Source organism: Persicobacter diffluens (genome assembly GCF_036244895.1).
GTDB lineage: Bacteria > Bacteroidota > Bacteroidia > Cytophagales > Cyclobacteriaceae > Persicobacter > Persicobacter diffluens.
In genome coordinates, this window is the sequence record NZ_BQKE01000006.1 from 116,541 (window position 1) to 133,136 (window position 16,596).

The following is a 16,596-nucleotide window of genomic DNA, read 5'->3' on the forward strand; positions in this document are numbered from 1 at the left end:
ATTATAGAGTTAAATTTTTAGTCAACTTGTAGAACTCGATTAGTTTTTCTGGATACTTCCACCAGCTTGCGAACAGTATCCGGAATATTGGAATCCTGAATACCTATCATGGAGAATTCAGGATGTGATTTGTCGGAGGTGATCAGAGTAAAATTCATTATACCCAATATCCTCGCGATTAGAGATTGCTTTTTGATATAGTCCTTCACACGATACATTTCCAGGTAATCTGTTTCATAACTCAAAACTCCCCTGGAGTAAATGATCTGAGTTCGTGTGATTTCGTATTTCACGGTTGCCAGGTAGATGATCTGCCAGGCAATCATGATGATCAATACTCCGGAGGCGATTAAGATCAGGTCTTCAATCAGATAAGCGGCGGCTAAAGAAATGAAAAGGAATACCAACAACGGAAATACCCTTATGATCATGTACCGTTTAGTAGGTCGAATAGTGAGATTTCTTTTTGGTTGATTCATTTTCATTGAGGTTTAGATCATCATTGAAAGAGCCGGATTTGGGCTTAATTACTTTGATGACATTTTTGAGACCGGAAGCTTTTCGGAAACTATTGAAAGATAACAAATTAGTAGGATTAAAAATAATCTCCTTATCGTTATATAGTAAAATTAATTCTTCCTCTACTAGATTTATATCTAAAGATTTGTTTGCTACCCAACATGCAAATTTAATGTCATTTAATTTCCCTTCTAGATGGTTTCCGAACAAACTAATGAAGGATGCATTAGGATAATAATTTTTCAGGGAATGGAAATGAAGTTCGTGTAATTCATCAGGAACAGATACAAATACAGATTGCTTAAAATCAAACTTAAATTTATATTGATCAAAGAAACTTAGTATCTCTATCACTGAATTCCCGATATATACTTTTTGCGCAAAGAAGCTACAATGATACGGATCTGCTATCCATAGCCCCCTGAATGCGTCAGATCCCTCAGCAATTTCATGATAATTGATGTTTTTGAGAATCATTCCTATGGTCGCCTCTGACTCAGGGGACCGGATAGGGAAGGCGATATTCCAATAGCTTCCTTGTACATCCTTAAGAATGAAGGGAAGAAACATTTCCAGCGTAGCTGTAGGAATACTTTTTACTCTGGAGAGAAAACCAAGATCCTGAATTTTAGCAGGTTCAAGATTTAAGCTCCCAAAATGGAATTTGGGAGCTTCGTTACTTTTTTGAGTCATAACAAATTATTTATAGCTGTTATCGGCTGAGGTAAGAGGCGTTGGAGCGACTTATTTCATTTTGATCGGCACCACTGGTCTGCTGGACCAATATTCCCTTAGGCGCAATCAGATCCAGTTTAATGGATTGGTGTTCTCCTTTCAAATTTTGGAACTCCACCCGTTGGCCTTTCTTCAACAACTCTTTTTCCTTTTCCTCAAGAACATAGCCCTGAATCCGCTCAGGTAATTTTAAAGAGCTTACATCAACGTATTTCACTTCATTGGTCTGTTTGTCAGCCTGCAAAAGGAAATGCTTAACAAACCCATTTTTATTAGCCTGATGTGAAATGATTTCACCCTTCTTCAGCTGCTTAAATTGCTGTTCAGATAGACTGTAATTGTTTTCAACACCCAATTTTACCGGATGGACTTTTATATCCATTTCACCACAAGGTTTTTCATATAGAGAAACCTTTCCATGTCCCGAGAAAGTGGTGCCTTCTTTTTCAATTGTCAGCCTCATCACCGGAGACGACTTTCCTTTTAAAAATGCTTCCCGCTCCATCTGGTTCAGGGAATCAATATCGGCTTTGGAAATGCCAATGGACTTCATTTGATCATAGGGAATCCGCTCCCTGGACATCAATCCCTTTTGCAGGTCCTCGTTAAAATCCTTTGTGTGAGGGGTATAAGTGGTCAAGCTATTTCCGATACCTGAGGACTTTCGAAAACTATTGAATAGGGTGGGGTCATTCTTATTAATCCGATAAGTTTGTTTGTTCAGATTGACCTGAATTTCAGGATCTTCTTTTTTTTGGCGGACAGCTATTTCCTTTCCTTCCAGCCAGGCTGCTGTTTTTATGTTAAACACTTCCCCGGCAAGATCATGATCGTAAGCTGTTGAGAATTTAGCTTGTTGGAAAGTACTCTTTAGCGCTTCAATCTGACTTTTTGAAGGAGTCCCGCAGGTGGCAACAAATACAGCTTCCTTTAAGTCCAGCTTGTTTTTATGAAGGTGATAGAAACTGATTGCATCGATAGGCGCCTCACTAATATAGACCTGTTTGGCTTCTTTACCAACCTTCTCCGGATCTGCAATCCAAAGCCCGTTTTTTCTGTCCGATCCATCCGCCTGGCGTTTAAAGTTTTTATTTCTGAATTCCAGTCCAATGATGGTTTCTTCTGCTGGAGCCCGAATTGGAAAAGCAACATTCCAGAATTTCCCCCTGCTTTCTTTCATTATTGAATCCTGAAACACTTTAAGCGTTTCGGGAGGTATCTTCCTTTCATTGCTCAGATACCGCATTTCCTTTATTTGAATAGGCCCCACTTTATAATCCTCCAAATTGAATTTTTTGTCCGGAGGTGCATTAATGGGGATTTGCTGTGCGACCTTCCCGCCAGCTAAGGAGTTCAGTACATCTACTACCTCTCCAAAACCCTGCCTTCCGCTATGTATGTTAAAAGCACCGACGCGATGTTTTACAAAATCCACCACGCTGCCTTTGTCCAGATCATCCCCACGGGTGAAATAACGCTGTCTGGCGGAATCATTTGGGTTGTAAACTATGATATTGCCAAGGGTTGGATGCGTTAGCTCAGGAGTCTTTTTTCCTTTCTCAGGATTGAGTTTGTATCCTAAGATGGTAGCGGCCTGAATGATGGAAACCTCATGTTTAATTTTTTCTAAATCTGTCATAACTTATTGATGTTCCAAGCAGTGAATAATTTAACCATTGCCAGTATCTGGTCACTCTGATGCATATTCCAATAAGGTTCCAGCTTACCAGGAGACATCCCCATGAGAACCGCCTCAAATTGTGTGAGCACTTCTTTTACAGATAGCTGCCGTCGCTTTTTTTTCTGTACCATTTGGCCAATGATCTTGGAATATTGCTTCAGTGCTTTAGCGATCTTCTTTGCTTTTGAATACTCGGAAATAGTATGCTCTCCGATGTAAGAAGTGGGTCGCAGCCGCAAAGAAGCAGCGACCCTTTCAATTTTAGCATTCATAAATTAGCGGCTAATTGAATTTGACTGTGATTGCTTCAGATTGTTGTCCTTGGCCAAAAGCACAGGCTCTACCTTAATTCCTTTAGGAGCGATCAGATCCAGTTTGATGGATTGTCGTTCCCCTGTTTCATTTTGAAATTCAACCCGCTGGCCTTGTTTGAGCATGTTCTTTTCCTCGTTCTTCAGAGCATAGCCCTGAATTTTATCCGGAATCTTTACGGTCCTCAACTCAGTAGCCCGGACTTCATTCGTTTGCTTATCAGCCTGTAGCAAGTAGGTCCTGCTTTTGCCTTTGTCCAGCGTATCGTGTATAACCGTTTCTCCGGACTGTAAGCGCTCATACTGCTTAGGGCTAAGGCTATAGTCATTCTTGATCTCCGCACGCACAGGATGCACTTTTATGCCAATTTCACCTCCGGATTTTTCATATAGAGAAATCTTTCCCTTTCCCACAAATGCTATTTCATTTTTGCGGATAGAAAGATCTAATAGGGGAGAGGTTTTACCTTGAAAAAGAGCTTCTCGCTCTTCCTTTTTCATACCATCGATGGCACCACGGGTAAGGCCAATCTGAGCCAGTTGTTCGTAAGGGAAATTATTATTTTTCATACTAGGATGTTTTTGCCATGCTATTCATGACGATGAATAAGTCTGTTTTATTTTTAATACTTAGTTTTTGATAAATTTTGCTAATGTGGTATTTAACCGTGACGACCTCTATGCAAAGTTTGTCACCAATTAGTTCATAGGAGAGGCCAGCAAGAATCATTTCAATTATCGCGGTTTCACGGTCATTTAAAATTCTTTCGGAAGAGGCTTTGAAAAAATCACTTCGAAGAATATCATGGTACTTTGCCCATAATTCTCTAACATTCTCACATTCTGCTTTTTCTAAAATTTTCGATCTTCTTCGATAGAAAGTTCTAAGAGAGATGTTGAGCATTGCGCTGATATTTTCATTGCTATACCCTTTGTAAATCAGTATCAAGCATTTTCTTTCCGGTATAGTCAAACTATCTAAAGGAAATGTAGGGGCTGCCTGGAGTCTAGGACACACCATAGTCATAGTTTTTTGGTTATTGAATGGAATGGTACAGGAAGTCAAAAGCATTTTTACTTTTTTGAACTTGCTCTTGGGTGGTTGAAAAAGAACTGACTCTTTGAAAACACACCAAATCCGGGATTCTGGGTAAGAGTTCGCCAAATTGAAGAAGTATCTTTCTTATTGGCCCTTCATTCTGCTCTTTAACTGTACTTTTTATTCTGTTTGGTAAAAAGAATATTTTTCCATCTGGGGCTAAAAACTGACACAATTGCGCAAAAACTAAAGTTGATTTGAATGATATTGGATCAAATAAAAAGGGGCATACTATTATATCCGCTTGTTTTAAAAGGGTTTTCAATTGCTGATTGTCAAGTCGACCAGGAAGGTCAATCAAAATGAGCTTTTGTTTGTACCGGTTGCTATTTAATCTTGGTAACTTTGATTCTTTCTCACAAGTAATTAATGGATTTGACCATCCTTGTTCTATTGATTTATTGTATATATCATTGACTGATTGCTGGTTGTCAAGATCAATAATATGTATCTCCTGGCCTTTTGAAGAAAAATAGTTTGCCAGGAGAATGGTAAGTGTGGATTTGCCTACTCCACCTTTTTGGTTTGCCATCAGAATAATCATGATCGATTAAGTTTAAGGGTTAATACTGTATTTGATTTTTATTTTTTCGTTTTCGACGGTCAGTCTCACCGGAAGCATTCAGGGCAGATGCAATCTCTGCCATTACATTTAGGCTTAATCCTTGTCCCTGCTCCAAAGCCTGATCCAGAATACTGCTCTGCTTTCGAGAATAGAGATCGTATACTTTTGCATCGGAAGCGATTTCAAATAAGAGGTCATTCTTTTCATCAGCCAGGTCCTTGCGGTCCACCACAATCCCAAATTGTCGATCAATGAAATAATGCTCTCCTTTATGTTGAATGATTTCAAAATCCAAAGCTTTCTGAAGCTCCCCAAGTGAGGTGGTTTGCATTCCACTCCGGATAAGGTTGATGAAATTGGTTTGCTCAACATCCATATCCTGAATAGAAATATGCTTCAAAGGCACTTGATATAATTCCGAGAGCATGACAGCTCCTTCCAAACTATAGGCATTGTAACTGGATGCCTCGGCCAGTTTGGTATTCGCCTTCAGCATTTCCAAATCCCAAGGTCTCATTTGTGCCACAGCCTCATGGGTTCCGGAAAGTAAAACGGTACCATCATGCTTTGACCAAAAGCCTTTTTCATTCAGTGCCTTTTGGAAGTATGCGAATTGTTTATCCTCGGACTTGTATTCGAATTGCTTAATGATCTCTTTAGCCAACGCTGCCTTTCGCTCCATACTTTCCATTTTGCGATAGGCTTCTAAAGGCATGACCTCACCACCTTTATATATCGATTTGCTGGCATGATCTATAATAGTGTAGCCATAGGCTTTCTTTTTTCCTTCCCCAACATGAAAGGAAAGCTCAACCCCAAATTTCTCCTGCAGATATTTCTGAAAAGCCTCATGCTCCATGGCCGGTTTATACTTATGAAAGATTGCCCGAAGTTGCTTGATCCGCTTCTGATCTTTTTGATAAGCTTTCATCCGTTCTTCCAGCATCGCCTTATCCTCGGTTCCCTGCACCTTTCCGTACTTTATGAACTCCATTTTCTCCCCTTTCAATCTCATGATGTATCCGGCTGCCTCCCCTAATGCTTTGTATTGCGCCACGGTGGAGAAGGAATATTTAGAGATATCCTCATGGATCGCTTTAAACTCCTGCTCCGGACTTATATTCTGAATCTTCTGCATCGCTTGCTGAGATTTCAAACGCTCAAAACTGTCATTCACCTTTTTACCCTCCATATCTACCCGGGTACTGACGATATGCACGTGATTGTTTGCGGTATCATAGTGCCCAAAAACCAAATAGGGCAGGCTTCCATAGCCCATTTCCTTCATATAATCCTCCGCCATTTTTGCTAATTGCTCATGAGATAACGAATCGCCTTTTACGCTGAGTACCGCATGAAATTGCTTATTCTTGATTCGGTCATTTTGAAATGCAACCTTCTGAAGGTATTTAACATAATCTTCTCTACGTGCTTCTTGACCTAGCATCTCCAACATACCAAAATTCTTAACTTTCAATAATTCTCCCTTTTCGCCTTCACGTTTCCGGTCATTATATTGGACCGCATTAAATTTCCCTCCCGCGCTACTCAATATTTTAGCCTGGGCAATCATGATATATTGGAAATTAACTTTCGGTAAGCATTCGTTAGTTCCCGAATTGATTGCGTATAAGTCTCAATTACTCCAATTAACAACTCCACCTGTTCATCTTTCACCCGCCCATGTCGATGACCTAATAAGATCACCTTTTTGCACTCCTCCATTGCAAATTGAGAAGAAGTCATAATACTGCCTATTTCCTGAATCATTTTCAGAATGGCTTTATTATCTTCCCCTTCGAATGAATATCCCTTTCGAATCGACTGAAGAATTAAAAACTTCAAATAGGCAGAGGTAGACTTTACCTGAGCATCATTCTGAGCTTTTTTTATAGCCTCATAATCTTGATCATTCATCCAGATATAAAGGCATTTTCCTTTTTTCTGATTAGTTGTCATTTCTTCTTTCAGTTAAGTTGCGTCAAATATTCCGACTTCGTCGGCAGGCTAGTTTTTAGGTAGGGAAATTTATTTCTCTGCGTAAAAACACATCCTGCAACAACAAAAATCCAATTTTTGGTATTGGCCCTCCGTGGCCTCATTAGAAGCATTGTCGCAAAGCGACGCCTAAAAAAGCGGGTGGGGGAGAGGACTCCAACCTTGAGGTCATGGGAGCTTGCCTCCCTGGTGACCTCAATTAACTCTTGCCGCAAAGCGGCTCCTAAACCTTAGTGATTTCGGAAGTCCAGGACAAACTGGCCAACGAAAGGAACAGGCCGGACTTCCCAAAAACCGTAGAGAAAATGGATTACATTTCTCTCCCTTTAGTCTCTAGAAATTTTTTCCGTCCTTTTTTTGAAAGCCAAATTCCAATTTCCTTCCATTTGGATTCAGTAGGCAACAAGCGTAATTCAGGAACAAATTCGGGAAATCTGATACTAATGATCAATAACGATAATCCCAACATGCTAAGGATGTTCTCCAAATAAATATACCCTATCCATCTCAGGAGAAAAAGAATAAGAATCGGCCCTCCTACCATTCCAATAGGAAAATAGATTTTCGGTAATTTTGAAAAAATCATCTTTCGGAAAATTCCAACCAACCAATTAACCGGACCGGAAAACACCACCAAAATCAACCCTATCCAAATAAATAAGCCAACGGGCAAATACAAATAAGGCGATACCATGCTATCCCAATACTCGGTTAAATGATCCGAAATCCATGAAAAGATTTCTAATTCAAGCCAAAGCTCATAAGTTATCTTTCCCCCCCAACAAGCCACAGCAACTGGAATAACATGAAAAAAAATGCCAAAAACTATTCGGTTGTATCCCTCGGATTCAACCCACTTATATATTAGCCCGAAAACCTGAACCAACAAAAACATAATAATCGGAATAGAAATACTAATCCAAATTACAAGAACCATTTCGAAGGCATCAAAAAGCTGTTCCATAGCATTAAATTTGAAGTGATAAAAATTCTACTGAAACACCAGACTAACGGTCTGTATTTCCTTTTTCTTCCCTTTAGTCCATGCGTTCTGATTGGTGCTCCCTTCCTTAACTTAGCAGATCTACCTTTTTAATCTCCTTAAAGCAGACAATAGCAATATACGCTCCTCAACAGCGTTACTTTTCATTCTTTCAGGAAGTAGCGAACAGACCAATTTACCAGAATCATACTCCAGTAAACCCCAACTGTTGGGTAATTCATCTTTCTTCACTAATCCTTTTGGAACACAATAATACCGGAACTCTCCCATGCCCTTTATTGGCTCCTGTCGAAATGGCTTTTTCCTATCCCTCAAAAAATCAGCCCTACTCGTTTTTACCTCAACCACAACAGAAGTCCAATAATTGAAGCCAATCACGTCAGGAATCTCACCAGTATTATTCATAGTAACCAATTCAGTAAATACTTCGGTACAACTGATCTGATTTGATGGCTTCCGTCTCTTTAACCAAGAGGCAGCCAGACCTACCAAACCTTTATGATTTATACATTGCGTAAAAAGCATAAGGGAAAACACTTAAAAACGATATTTCAAAAAACGGTATAGATACTTAATGATGAATTAAGGCGTCGGATGGAAATTTTTAACACACTGATGTAAATCATTTACCAATCCCAAAAGCAATTGTGTCTCTTCCGGTAAAGTATCTTCAATAGAAACAATTCTAGCCATCACAATTTTTTGAATATTAACTTTCAATTTTTCAAAGCTGATCGATTCAGTAGACTCATTCAAATTCTTCCGGAACTCCTCTTTTATATCCAGTTTTCTTAAATGCTCAGACTGTTGCAAGGTTTTCTCAGCATTCACTTTTGCCTGGGCATTTAACTTAGCTATTGAAAGATTCTGACTATCAATATCTTTAAGCTTGCCTATTTTCTGAATATCGGCTTTCGAAACTTTCGTTTCACCTGACAGTATTTCATTCTTTAACTTCGGATTCTTTTGCCCTATACGATCAAGTCCGTTTGAAAAAGCTTCATCACGTTTAATTGTAGCTGAAGTCACAGAAAAGTCCTTCGCTAATTTATCCGCTGTAGACGAATGGTTCAATTTGATCCCTTCGTCTTTTCCAGAATAATTAGAATTACCCTTTTGCCCCCCTTGTTTTTTCTTTTCACGGTTGTACAGCTTCCCTCTCAAATAGGATAATTCATTCGAATTCAAATTCCTACGACCCAATTGATTACGAATCATCCAATCCTTTACATCTTCATCTGAGGTAAAAGATTTATATTCCACAGGGATTGATTCTAATGGTAATTTCAAGTCTTGTATGATTTGAAATCTGTTATGACCATCGATTAATATATTTCTTTCCTTCCAGACTACTAGAGCGTCTCTTATACCTTCGGTTTCAATATTTTCCCTTAATTGATCCAATTGCTCCCGATGTAATGGGTTAATCCATGTCTTAAAATCATCAGAAATAATAAGATTTTTCAATTTCGCAACCGTTTCGGGATAATTCAAAAGCTTGCTTTTAACCATTTTAAAATAGAATTATATTTGTATAATAGCGGTTTACAAAACCGTCTACCGCTTTACAGTGGTAATAGTAACTTTAGGTTAAAAAGTTACACTAAACAGTGACTCATTTGAGTCATCAACCTATAAAAAAAATTGTTGTGGGGCAAATAAATGATAGAATAAAATTTATAGTCGAGCAGAAATCTCAGAATATTACAGAGTTTTCTTTAAAAACAAACATAGCTCCGACATCTATTAAGAATATTATTGGAAAAAGGCAATCTATTCCCACCGTTACACTAATCATTAAAATATGTAAAAAATTTCCTGATATATCAATAGAGTGGTTAATTATGGGTAAAGGAGAGCCCTTTAAACAATGATTTTTTTTACGACAAAAATTTGAACTTACATACTAACTGTTTTAATATTTTTAATTGTTTTAAGTTTTAATGTTTTCTCCTTCTTCAAATTATTGATAATAAGCTATATACGTTGAATTAGCAAAGTAAATTGCCGTTTAACTAAAGTAAATTGCCGTATTACTAAAGGAATATGCCGCACTGTTAAAGTAAATTGCCGATCAACTAAAGAATTATGCCGAAAACTAAAGAAAAATGCCATTATCTAAAGTAAATTGCCGTTATGGAATTGGTGACTCCAATTTAATTCAATAAAAATGCCGTGGATCTAAAGAAAAATGCCGTGATAATGAGGAAAAATGGTGCTTTAATTGTACTTTTAAGTAATGAATTAAATCTGTTTGACACTTTTACGTCATTTTACTTTGGAAAAGAATCAGCAATACCGGTTAATTGTCAAATCGAATAAGCTAGTTAATTCGAGACAGCACTTTACAGCTACACAGCAAAGGATTGTATTATCTGCACTGGCAAGAATCAAAGAGAATGAAGAAAATCTGACCTTTCAAATTCCCATGCACGAGGTAATTGGAGAGAAAGAGATAGGAGGAAGTCAAATCGACCTTGTAAAGACCGCTTTGAATGGCTTGATGCAGTCCTATGTAGAGATGGAAAAAGTGTTGGAGGATGGGAAGAAAAAATGGGTTAAAATATCATTTATTAGCAGGGCAGAGGGAATTGAAGGAGAAGGACAGTTTGAGTTGAAATTTGATTCAGAGATGAAGGAGTTTCTATTAAACCTAAAGAGTAATTTCACTAAATACTTTCTTCATAATGTTTCTAATTTTAGAAAAAGTTACTCCATTCGAATATATGAATTGTGTAAACAATATCATCCTAAAATTTTAGAAAGAAAATTTACTATTGCTGAGTTTAAATTTTTATTGGGCATTGAATCAAAGTATCCATATGTCTCAGCCTTAAAGAAGAATATATTGGATCCTTCTCTTGAGGAAATCAATAATCATTCGGATTTATTCATCTCCTATGAACTACTTCCTGAAAACCGGAGAAGTAAGAAGGAAATTGTTTTTAAAATAGCTTCAAATATTGCTTTAGAGGACAATTCAAACGATTTGGACAGTCCTAAGCAATTAGAGAGTGTTGATAATAAGGGGATTGACAAGGATGCTATTTTGTCAAAGGAGGAGTACATTGATAATTATATGGCGGATAAACCCGGTATCAGAGATCAAGGTGCATATAAGAGTAAATTAGCGAAAGATGAAAAATTTGATCTACAGTATAGGGAGCATATTAGATCTCAGGAGCAGAAAATTATTGATGAACAAGTAAAGGCAGAGCTTAAAGAAAAAGAGCGTTTATCCAAGGAAAGGGAAGTACGGGAAGCTGCAAAGTTAGATAATATCAGGGCTGAACATTTTAATTGGAGTAAATCCATTTTTTTGAAATATTTTGATCGTTATAGTTATCAGGATTATAAAGATGAAGTGTTACATTTTTTGAGAGCTAATTATACATCAGTGTTAGATTCAATCATGGGTGAACTTTTAGAAGGAAAATTATCTCAGGATACCAAAATGAGGATTGGAAAATTTCTGTTTTTTAAACTCGGAGAACCAGAGGAGATTGAAATGGTCAATGACATAGCAAAGTGGAAAAAATTGCAGGAGGTCAATAGCCAAAAATTGGAGGAGGAGCAGAAATTTAAAGAACAGGAAAAGAGGAGATTAGAGGAAGAGATTAGAAGAATGACTGAGCAACTTAAATCCATGTAGAAGGTATAAAATATTATGGTTGAAGCTAATTCGCTCACATTAACTTTTAAAGCATGCAAAATATCATCTATTTAACCCCAGTACTTTTAGGAGGTTTATCTTATTATCTTTTGGAAAGCCATTTAAAGAGGCCATACTTATGGCTAAAGGGTAGAGAAGATGGTTTAGCCCTCCTTTCGTCTGCACTATTGATAGGAGGAGGACTATTTTGTGCGGCTCAGTTAATTTGGCAAAATTCCTGATCTTCAGTCTTTAAAACTAAAGGCCCCGAAGGGCCCGTCAAATTGAATATAAGGAGTTTAAATATACGCCATTTTTTTGGTGAATTAAACGACTAATTTATTTTTTTTGATTGAGAAGGCTATTTTCTTCTTCTGAATTCCCAAGGAGCAATTGCCTCCTGTATCCATAATCCTCTTTTTTCTTTTCTAGCCTGCTTCTGAAGGTCTGCTAACAATTGATCGTTAGGGGCATAGCGGACATAGTGCCAGGCAAGACCTTCCCCGACTAGCCAGGCATTAACATAAACACCTTCAAAATGTACCTTTCCGATCAATCTTTCATATCTATCCCGACCTATTACAGTGATCGTAACCTCCTTCCCAGCAATTAAATTTGCTAACGTCTTCTTTGACTTTTGTCCGAATGCCTGTTTCTTTTCCGGAGCATCTATACCGTAAAATCGAATTCTATGCTGATTCTTGCCCAAATCTAGTATAGTAATAGTGTCACCATCCAGTATTTTGACGACCTTTCCAGATAGTTCGTATTCTTGGAAGTGAGAATAGAGGAAAAATAGGATGGGGATATATTTTAGTAAGCTCATTTTGAGATTTTTGGTTCCGGTAATGGAATCACTGATCGGGAGAACATGTTTTTTGTCTTTTAGATTTGGTATGTATTATTTGTATTGTTCTAAACTATGAGAGCCTTGATCATGTCGTGACTGGTTTTCACATTTTGAACTTACGAAATTAAACTTAGCATAGGTGATAAGATTCAGACTAAGAGGGGATATGATTTAAATCAGTCCAAATAGCAATAATAAATTACATTCAGTTTAATAACGGTAGGAGAATTTCATAAGACAAATTTAAAAAACAATATCAAGCATAAAACGCAACCTGAAAGTCCTTTCGAAGTTGAAATATACCTATTAATACTATATTTTTTGATCAACCAAAAAAACATAGATAAAATCCGAGCCATTATTTATGATAATAGAAACGATCTCTTATATTTAATGAAAATCCAATCTAAATTTAACACTCGAGCAAGGACACATTTAACCAATTTATTTTAGGAAAGCTGATAGGCTCTATTATTTGGAAGAATACGCTGTAAATAACTGAAAATAAAAGGGTTACCTTGTGAAAAAATAATATAATAGTGAAAAGCTTTGCATTTTCTATATTAATAGCGGTTTTAACCTTATTGGTTTTACTTTTTATCACTAACCCAAGTGTACTTGATGATATTTGGTTATGGCTAATTGGTTTTGCGGGGTTCATTATTGCTTTTTTTGAAAACATCTTCAGAAATATTACAAAGCCATTTTCAAAAAAGGATAAGGAGACACAATTAACCGAGCCACCTGAAGTGAGTAAGTCAGATTTAGAAAACAAGGTAGAGAACCTCATTCAGGTAATTGAAAAAAAAGAAAAATTAGAAGCCTCAAATTCTTCTTTTAATGGTACCACTATCAATGTCTTAAGATATTTTGACGATGGTGAAACCACTTTAGGTCTAATGTTCATCAAAAACGAATTTTTCGCCTATACTTTAGAGGATACCCATCAAGAGGTAAAGATTCCATCCGAAACCAGAATTCCCGCTGGCAATTACTCCGTTGAATTTCGCAAAGAAGACACTGAACTAACCCAAAAATACAGAACGAGATATAACTGGTTTAATTATCATTTAGAAATAAAGAATATCCCTGACTTCCAACGTGTTTACATCCATATTGGTAATAATAGACATGATACTGGTGGATGTATACTTATTGCTGACGGGGTAAATGCTTCTAGTATGGAAAAAACCATACAGTACTCAACTCGTGCTTTCGAACGCTTTTATAAGCGGATTGAGGCTTTAATAGAAGGAGGAGAGAAGATAAGAATCTGCATTTCAAATGAGGACTGGGTGAAATTTTTAAAGAATGATATAACGCGCTATGAAACCATTTAAATTTATTTCGGGGGATACAATAGAAGGCGGCAAAAATCTGTACGACAAGAGAAGTGATTACAGTAACTTCTTTTTCCGAAGTATCAGAAGAGCTACCAACATTTTATTTTTTACTGGTCTTTTGGGCGCTATACTTATTTACCTTCACCACCAGGAAGTATACAAAGTTATTGCAATAATTTTCTTATTGGTTTGGCTTGTAGTTTTCTTAAAATATTTCCTCTGGGCTATTTATCACTACAATATCAATTATGGTCTCACTGCTCAGGACTGGCGAGAAATAAAAGAAGCAAGGCTTCGAAAGAACCAAGGGTTTCCTGTTAAAGAGGAAGATACTCAAGGACCAAGCCATAATCCCTACCGAAGTCAAACCTTTGGACTTCCTCCGGGCACAGTGCGAGGGATGATTGCTTTTACCCTACTGTTCGGGGCAATTACTATTTTAATAGCCAGTATGGGTATGACAAAAACTCATTTGGAAAATAGTCTTATTCGAGATCAATTTGAGTTTTTCAAAACAGCCTTCTTGATGATGATAGCATTCTACTTTGGGGATAAATCCTTACGCTATTTACAAAAAAGGTGGACTACCCCAAATCAATCAAACTCTAGTACTGAAACTGAAGAGCAAAATAGGGGAGAACAAACCATAAACACAGCAAATCAATTGGCTATTGAAGACATCGATTATCAACAAGACGAACTTCAATTTGCACAGGAAGAAGACGGAATTAAGGTAGAGGAGAAACAAAAAGTCGGTTTAGTTAAAGCAGCGCTAAATCAAAATTTCTCATTAAAGCATGTAGAAAGAATAAATGATATCCCTACGGGGTTGAGGACTCAATACCCCCAGGTGGACAATATCATGAACGAAAAAATAATCAGTGAAGAACATTTGAAAAAAGCCATAGCCGACCTTAAAAAAGATCATGGTGTTATTTTAATGTTACCTGTGTTAAAGGCAATAATTGAGGTTGAATCTGGAGGAAGAGGTCATCTTAACGATGGCCGTACCAAAATTCTGTTTGAAGGACATAAATTCTGGAAGTGGCTCAAAAGATCGGGTAAAGAACCTGAATTATATTTAACTCAAGAAACAAAAAACATTCTTTACAATAAGTGGACTAAGCAATACTATAAAGGAGGCGCTGGTGAGTACAGTCGATTGGCTAAAGCTAAAGAGATTGATAAAAAAGCAGCCATTTATTCCACATCCTGGGGGTTATTTCAAATTCTCGGAGAAAACTTGGAACAGAATATAAAATCTAGACTGAGTACAGCAGAAAATCAATCCGAGGACTTCTACACGGATTTAGATGATTTTGTTGCAAAGCAGGATAAATCCGAATACTATCACCTGCTGGACTTTTTGGCATTTATACTAAATAAAAAGGTCTCTGGGAAAAGATTAATCGACTATGTTTCAGGGTATAATCCACAGGAAATTAATTGGAGAAAGTTTGCGTATGGTTATAATGGGGCTGGTTATGAAGCGAATAACTATCACATCAAATTAGAGGGGGCATTTCAAAAGTACTCTAGCTCTTTTCAAAAAGAAAGAAACGCTGTCACTGTCAATATTCCCATTATTGATTGTGGACACGGAGGGTTTGAAGGCGATAAGTACACCACTGGAGAAGCTAAAAGATATAAATTTACTGGCTCAAACCAAGAAGGTCTGGAAATTTTTGAAGGTGAAATCAACAGAAAAATTGCACTAAAGCTAATCAGTAAATTAAAAGAGGCTAACCTGAGGTATTATGACCTAAACTCCAATGATCCAAAAGATTTACCATTAAAAGAAAGGGTAAAAATAGCAGACGAACTGTACGATAATAACAAATCCTATTATTTTCTTTCAATTCATTCAAACTCAGCATCCAAGAGCATCAAAGGGCAGGGAACCACGGCAAATGGATTTGAAATTTTCACGAGTCGTGGAACTACCACAAGTGATGCTTATGCTCAAATTGCGGCAGAAAAATATAGAGAGCACTTTCCTAGAAAAAAATTCCGAGGAGTTAAGGAATCAGATTTCTATGTTCTAAAATATACCGATTGCCCGGCAATCCTGGTTGAAAATTTATTTTTCGACAATTTTGAGGAAGCTAAGTTTCTGATTAGCGATGAAGGACAAGAAAAAATAGCGTCTTGCCTATTTGATATTATCAAGAAATTAGCCTAATCCCAATATGTTAGGTAAAAAATATAGCGTAAATATGGTGGATTTACCAAAAATATCCACTTCCCCAATAATTAAAATTTTAGGGCTAATCCTACTCATTCCCCTACTAATAGGTTGTAATAAAGATGAACGCCCATTAGTAGTAGGGAAAATTCAGGCAGCATCTAAACTAGCTACCACTGAGTTTACAGTTGACAAAATTGTACACGGCACAAAAGAGAAAAAATTATTTTGGTCAATTAAATTAAACGAAGCTAGGTTTCTGGCTTATTCCCAAGCCAAAATAAAAACAGGAGTTGATCTCAATAAAGTTAACCCAAATGACATAGAAATAATAGGAAAATCTATATCGATTATACTCCCTCCAGTCGAAGTAGTTAATTTTTCCTACCCTCCCCAGAGTTTCAAACTTGACAATGAAATAACAGATTCTAAAAAATTTATGAATAAAATATCTCTTGAAGAGCAAGAAATCCTATTTCGACGTGCGGAAATAGATATTAGAAATAATTTAGAATTCATGGGGATAGTCGAAACAACTCAAGAGCATACAAGGAAAATGCTAACCAGTCTCTTAAGGGCAATGAATTACCAGGAAATTTATATATCCTTCAAGAGTGATGAACTTATAATAGACAAAATTGACCTAACCGAATAA

The 16,596-nt window shown here is 37.0% G+C and carries 16 protein-coding genes; 4 read left to right on the top strand and 12 right to left on the bottom strand.

The features are described from left to right. Nucleotides 1-17 precede the first annotated feature (17 nt). From AAA970_RS25250 to AAA970_RS25300, 11 genes are all read right to left on the bottom strand, one after another. Complete coding sequence (locus AAA970_RS25250) at nucleotides 18-431, bottom strand: PH domain-containing protein (RefSeq protein ID WP_338239699.1); 414 nt, start codon at nucleotides 429-431, stop codon at nucleotides 18-20. Between the two features lie 7 nt (nucleotides 432-438). After that, entirely contained in the window at nucleotides 439-1,212 is a 774-nt protein-coding gene (locus AAA970_RS25255; protein WP_338239700.1) for a hypothetical protein, read from the bottom strand. A 19-nt stretch (nucleotides 1,213-1,231) separates the two neighbouring features. Continuing rightward, complete coding sequence (locus tag AAA970_RS25260; RefSeq protein ID WP_338239701.1) at nucleotides 1,232-2,893, bottom strand: toprim domain-containing protein; 1,662 nt, start codon at nucleotides 2,891-2,893, stop codon at nucleotides 1,232-1,234. Next, nucleotides 2,890-3,207 carry a hypothetical protein gene (locus AAA970_RS25265; RefSeq protein ID WP_338239702.1) on the bottom strand — a complete coding sequence of 106 codons (318 nt, stop codon included), beginning with the start codon at nucleotides 3,205-3,207 and terminating at the stop codon, nucleotides 2,890-2,892. Before AAA970_RS25265 ends, AAA970_RS25260 begins: the two co-directional genes overlap by 4 nt. Before the next feature lie 3 nt (nucleotides 3,208-3,210). Continuing rightward, the gene (locus AAA970_RS25270) at nucleotides 3,211-3,816 is read right to left on the bottom strand and encodes a DUF4099 domain-containing protein (protein ID WP_338239703.1); all 606 of its coding nucleotides are present in this window, start codon (nucleotides 3,814-3,816) and stop codon (nucleotides 3,211-3,213) included. A 1-nt stretch (nucleotide 3,817) separates the two neighbouring features. After that, nucleotides 3,818-4,273: a helix-turn-helix transcriptional regulator gene (locus AAA970_RS25275; protein WP_338239705.1), complete on the bottom strand. Its 456-nt coding sequence runs from the start codon at nucleotides 4,271-4,273 to the stop codon at nucleotides 3,818-3,820. Nucleotides 4,274-4,283: 10 nt separating this feature from the next. Beyond that, nucleotides 4,284-4,889, bottom strand: coding sequence for a ParA family protein (locus tag AAA970_RS25280; protein ID WP_338239707.1), 606 nt, complete (start codon nucleotides 4,887-4,889; stop codon nucleotides 4,284-4,286). A 19-nt stretch (nucleotides 4,890-4,908) separates the two neighbouring features. Continuing rightward, the gene (locus tag AAA970_RS25285) at nucleotides 4,909-6,483 is read right to left on the bottom strand and encodes a relaxase/mobilization nuclease domain-containing protein (protein WP_338239708.1); all 1,575 of its coding nucleotides are present in this window, start codon (nucleotides 6,481-6,483) and stop codon (nucleotides 4,909-4,911) included. Continuing rightward, a complete protein-coding gene (locus AAA970_RS25290) occupies nucleotides 6,480-6,869 on the bottom strand; it encodes a hypothetical protein (RefSeq protein ID WP_338239710.1) in 390 nt (129 codons plus the stop codon). The genes AAA970_RS25285 and AAA970_RS25290 overlap by 4 nt, the downstream gene beginning before the upstream one ends. A 1,123-nt stretch (nucleotides 6,870-7,992) precedes the next feature. Then, entirely contained in the window at nucleotides 7,993-8,316 is a 324-nt protein-coding gene (locus AAA970_RS25295; RefSeq protein ID WP_338239711.1) for a hypothetical protein, read from the bottom strand. Nucleotides 8,317-8,493: 177 nt separating this feature from the next. Next, a complete protein-coding gene (locus AAA970_RS25300; RefSeq protein ID WP_338239712.1) occupies nucleotides 8,494-9,423 on the bottom strand; it encodes a ParB N-terminal domain-containing protein in 930 nt (309 codons plus the stop codon). A gap of 766 nt (nucleotides 9,424-10,189) precedes the next feature. On the opposite strand from AAA970_RS25300, the gene AAA970_RS25305 reads away from it, so the two are divergent. Then, nucleotides 10,190-11,563, top strand: a complete 1,374-nt coding sequence (locus tag AAA970_RS25305; protein WP_338239713.1) for a replication initiation protein — start codon at nucleotides 10,190-10,192, stop codon at nucleotides 11,561-11,563. A gap of 361 nt (nucleotides 11,564-11,924) precedes the next feature. Here the strand turns inward: AAA970_RS25305 and AAA970_RS25310 are convergent, their stop codons facing one another. Continuing rightward, nucleotides 11,925-12,389: a thermonuclease family protein gene (locus AAA970_RS25310; RefSeq protein WP_338239714.1), complete on the bottom strand. Its 465-nt coding sequence runs from the start codon at nucleotides 12,387-12,389 to the stop codon at nucleotides 11,925-11,927. A 563-nt stretch (nucleotides 12,390-12,952) separates the two neighbouring features. On the opposite strand from AAA970_RS25310, the gene AAA970_RS25315 reads away from it, so the two are divergent. The 3 genes from AAA970_RS25315 to AAA970_RS25325 are packed head-to-tail and all read left to right on the top strand — an operon-like array spanning nucleotide 12,953 to nucleotide 16,596. After that, on the top strand, nucleotides 12,953-13,753 hold the full coding sequence (locus AAA970_RS25315) for a DUF5675 family protein (protein ID WP_338239715.1): 801 nt from the start codon (nucleotides 12,953-12,955) through the stop codon (nucleotides 13,751-13,753). Then, nucleotides 13,740-15,938, top strand: coding sequence for an N-acetylmuramidase domain-containing protein (locus AAA970_RS25320; RefSeq protein ID WP_338239716.1), 2,199 nt, complete (start codon nucleotides 13,740-13,742; stop codon nucleotides 15,936-15,938). The genes AAA970_RS25315 and AAA970_RS25320 overlap by 14 nt, the downstream gene beginning before the upstream one ends. 7 nt (nucleotides 15,939-15,945) lie before the next feature. Continuing rightward, the gene (locus tag AAA970_RS25325; RefSeq protein WP_338239717.1) at nucleotides 15,946-16,596 is read left to right on the top strand and encodes a DUF4230 domain-containing protein; all 651 of its coding nucleotides are present in this window, start codon (nucleotides 15,946-15,948) and stop codon (nucleotides 16,594-16,596) included.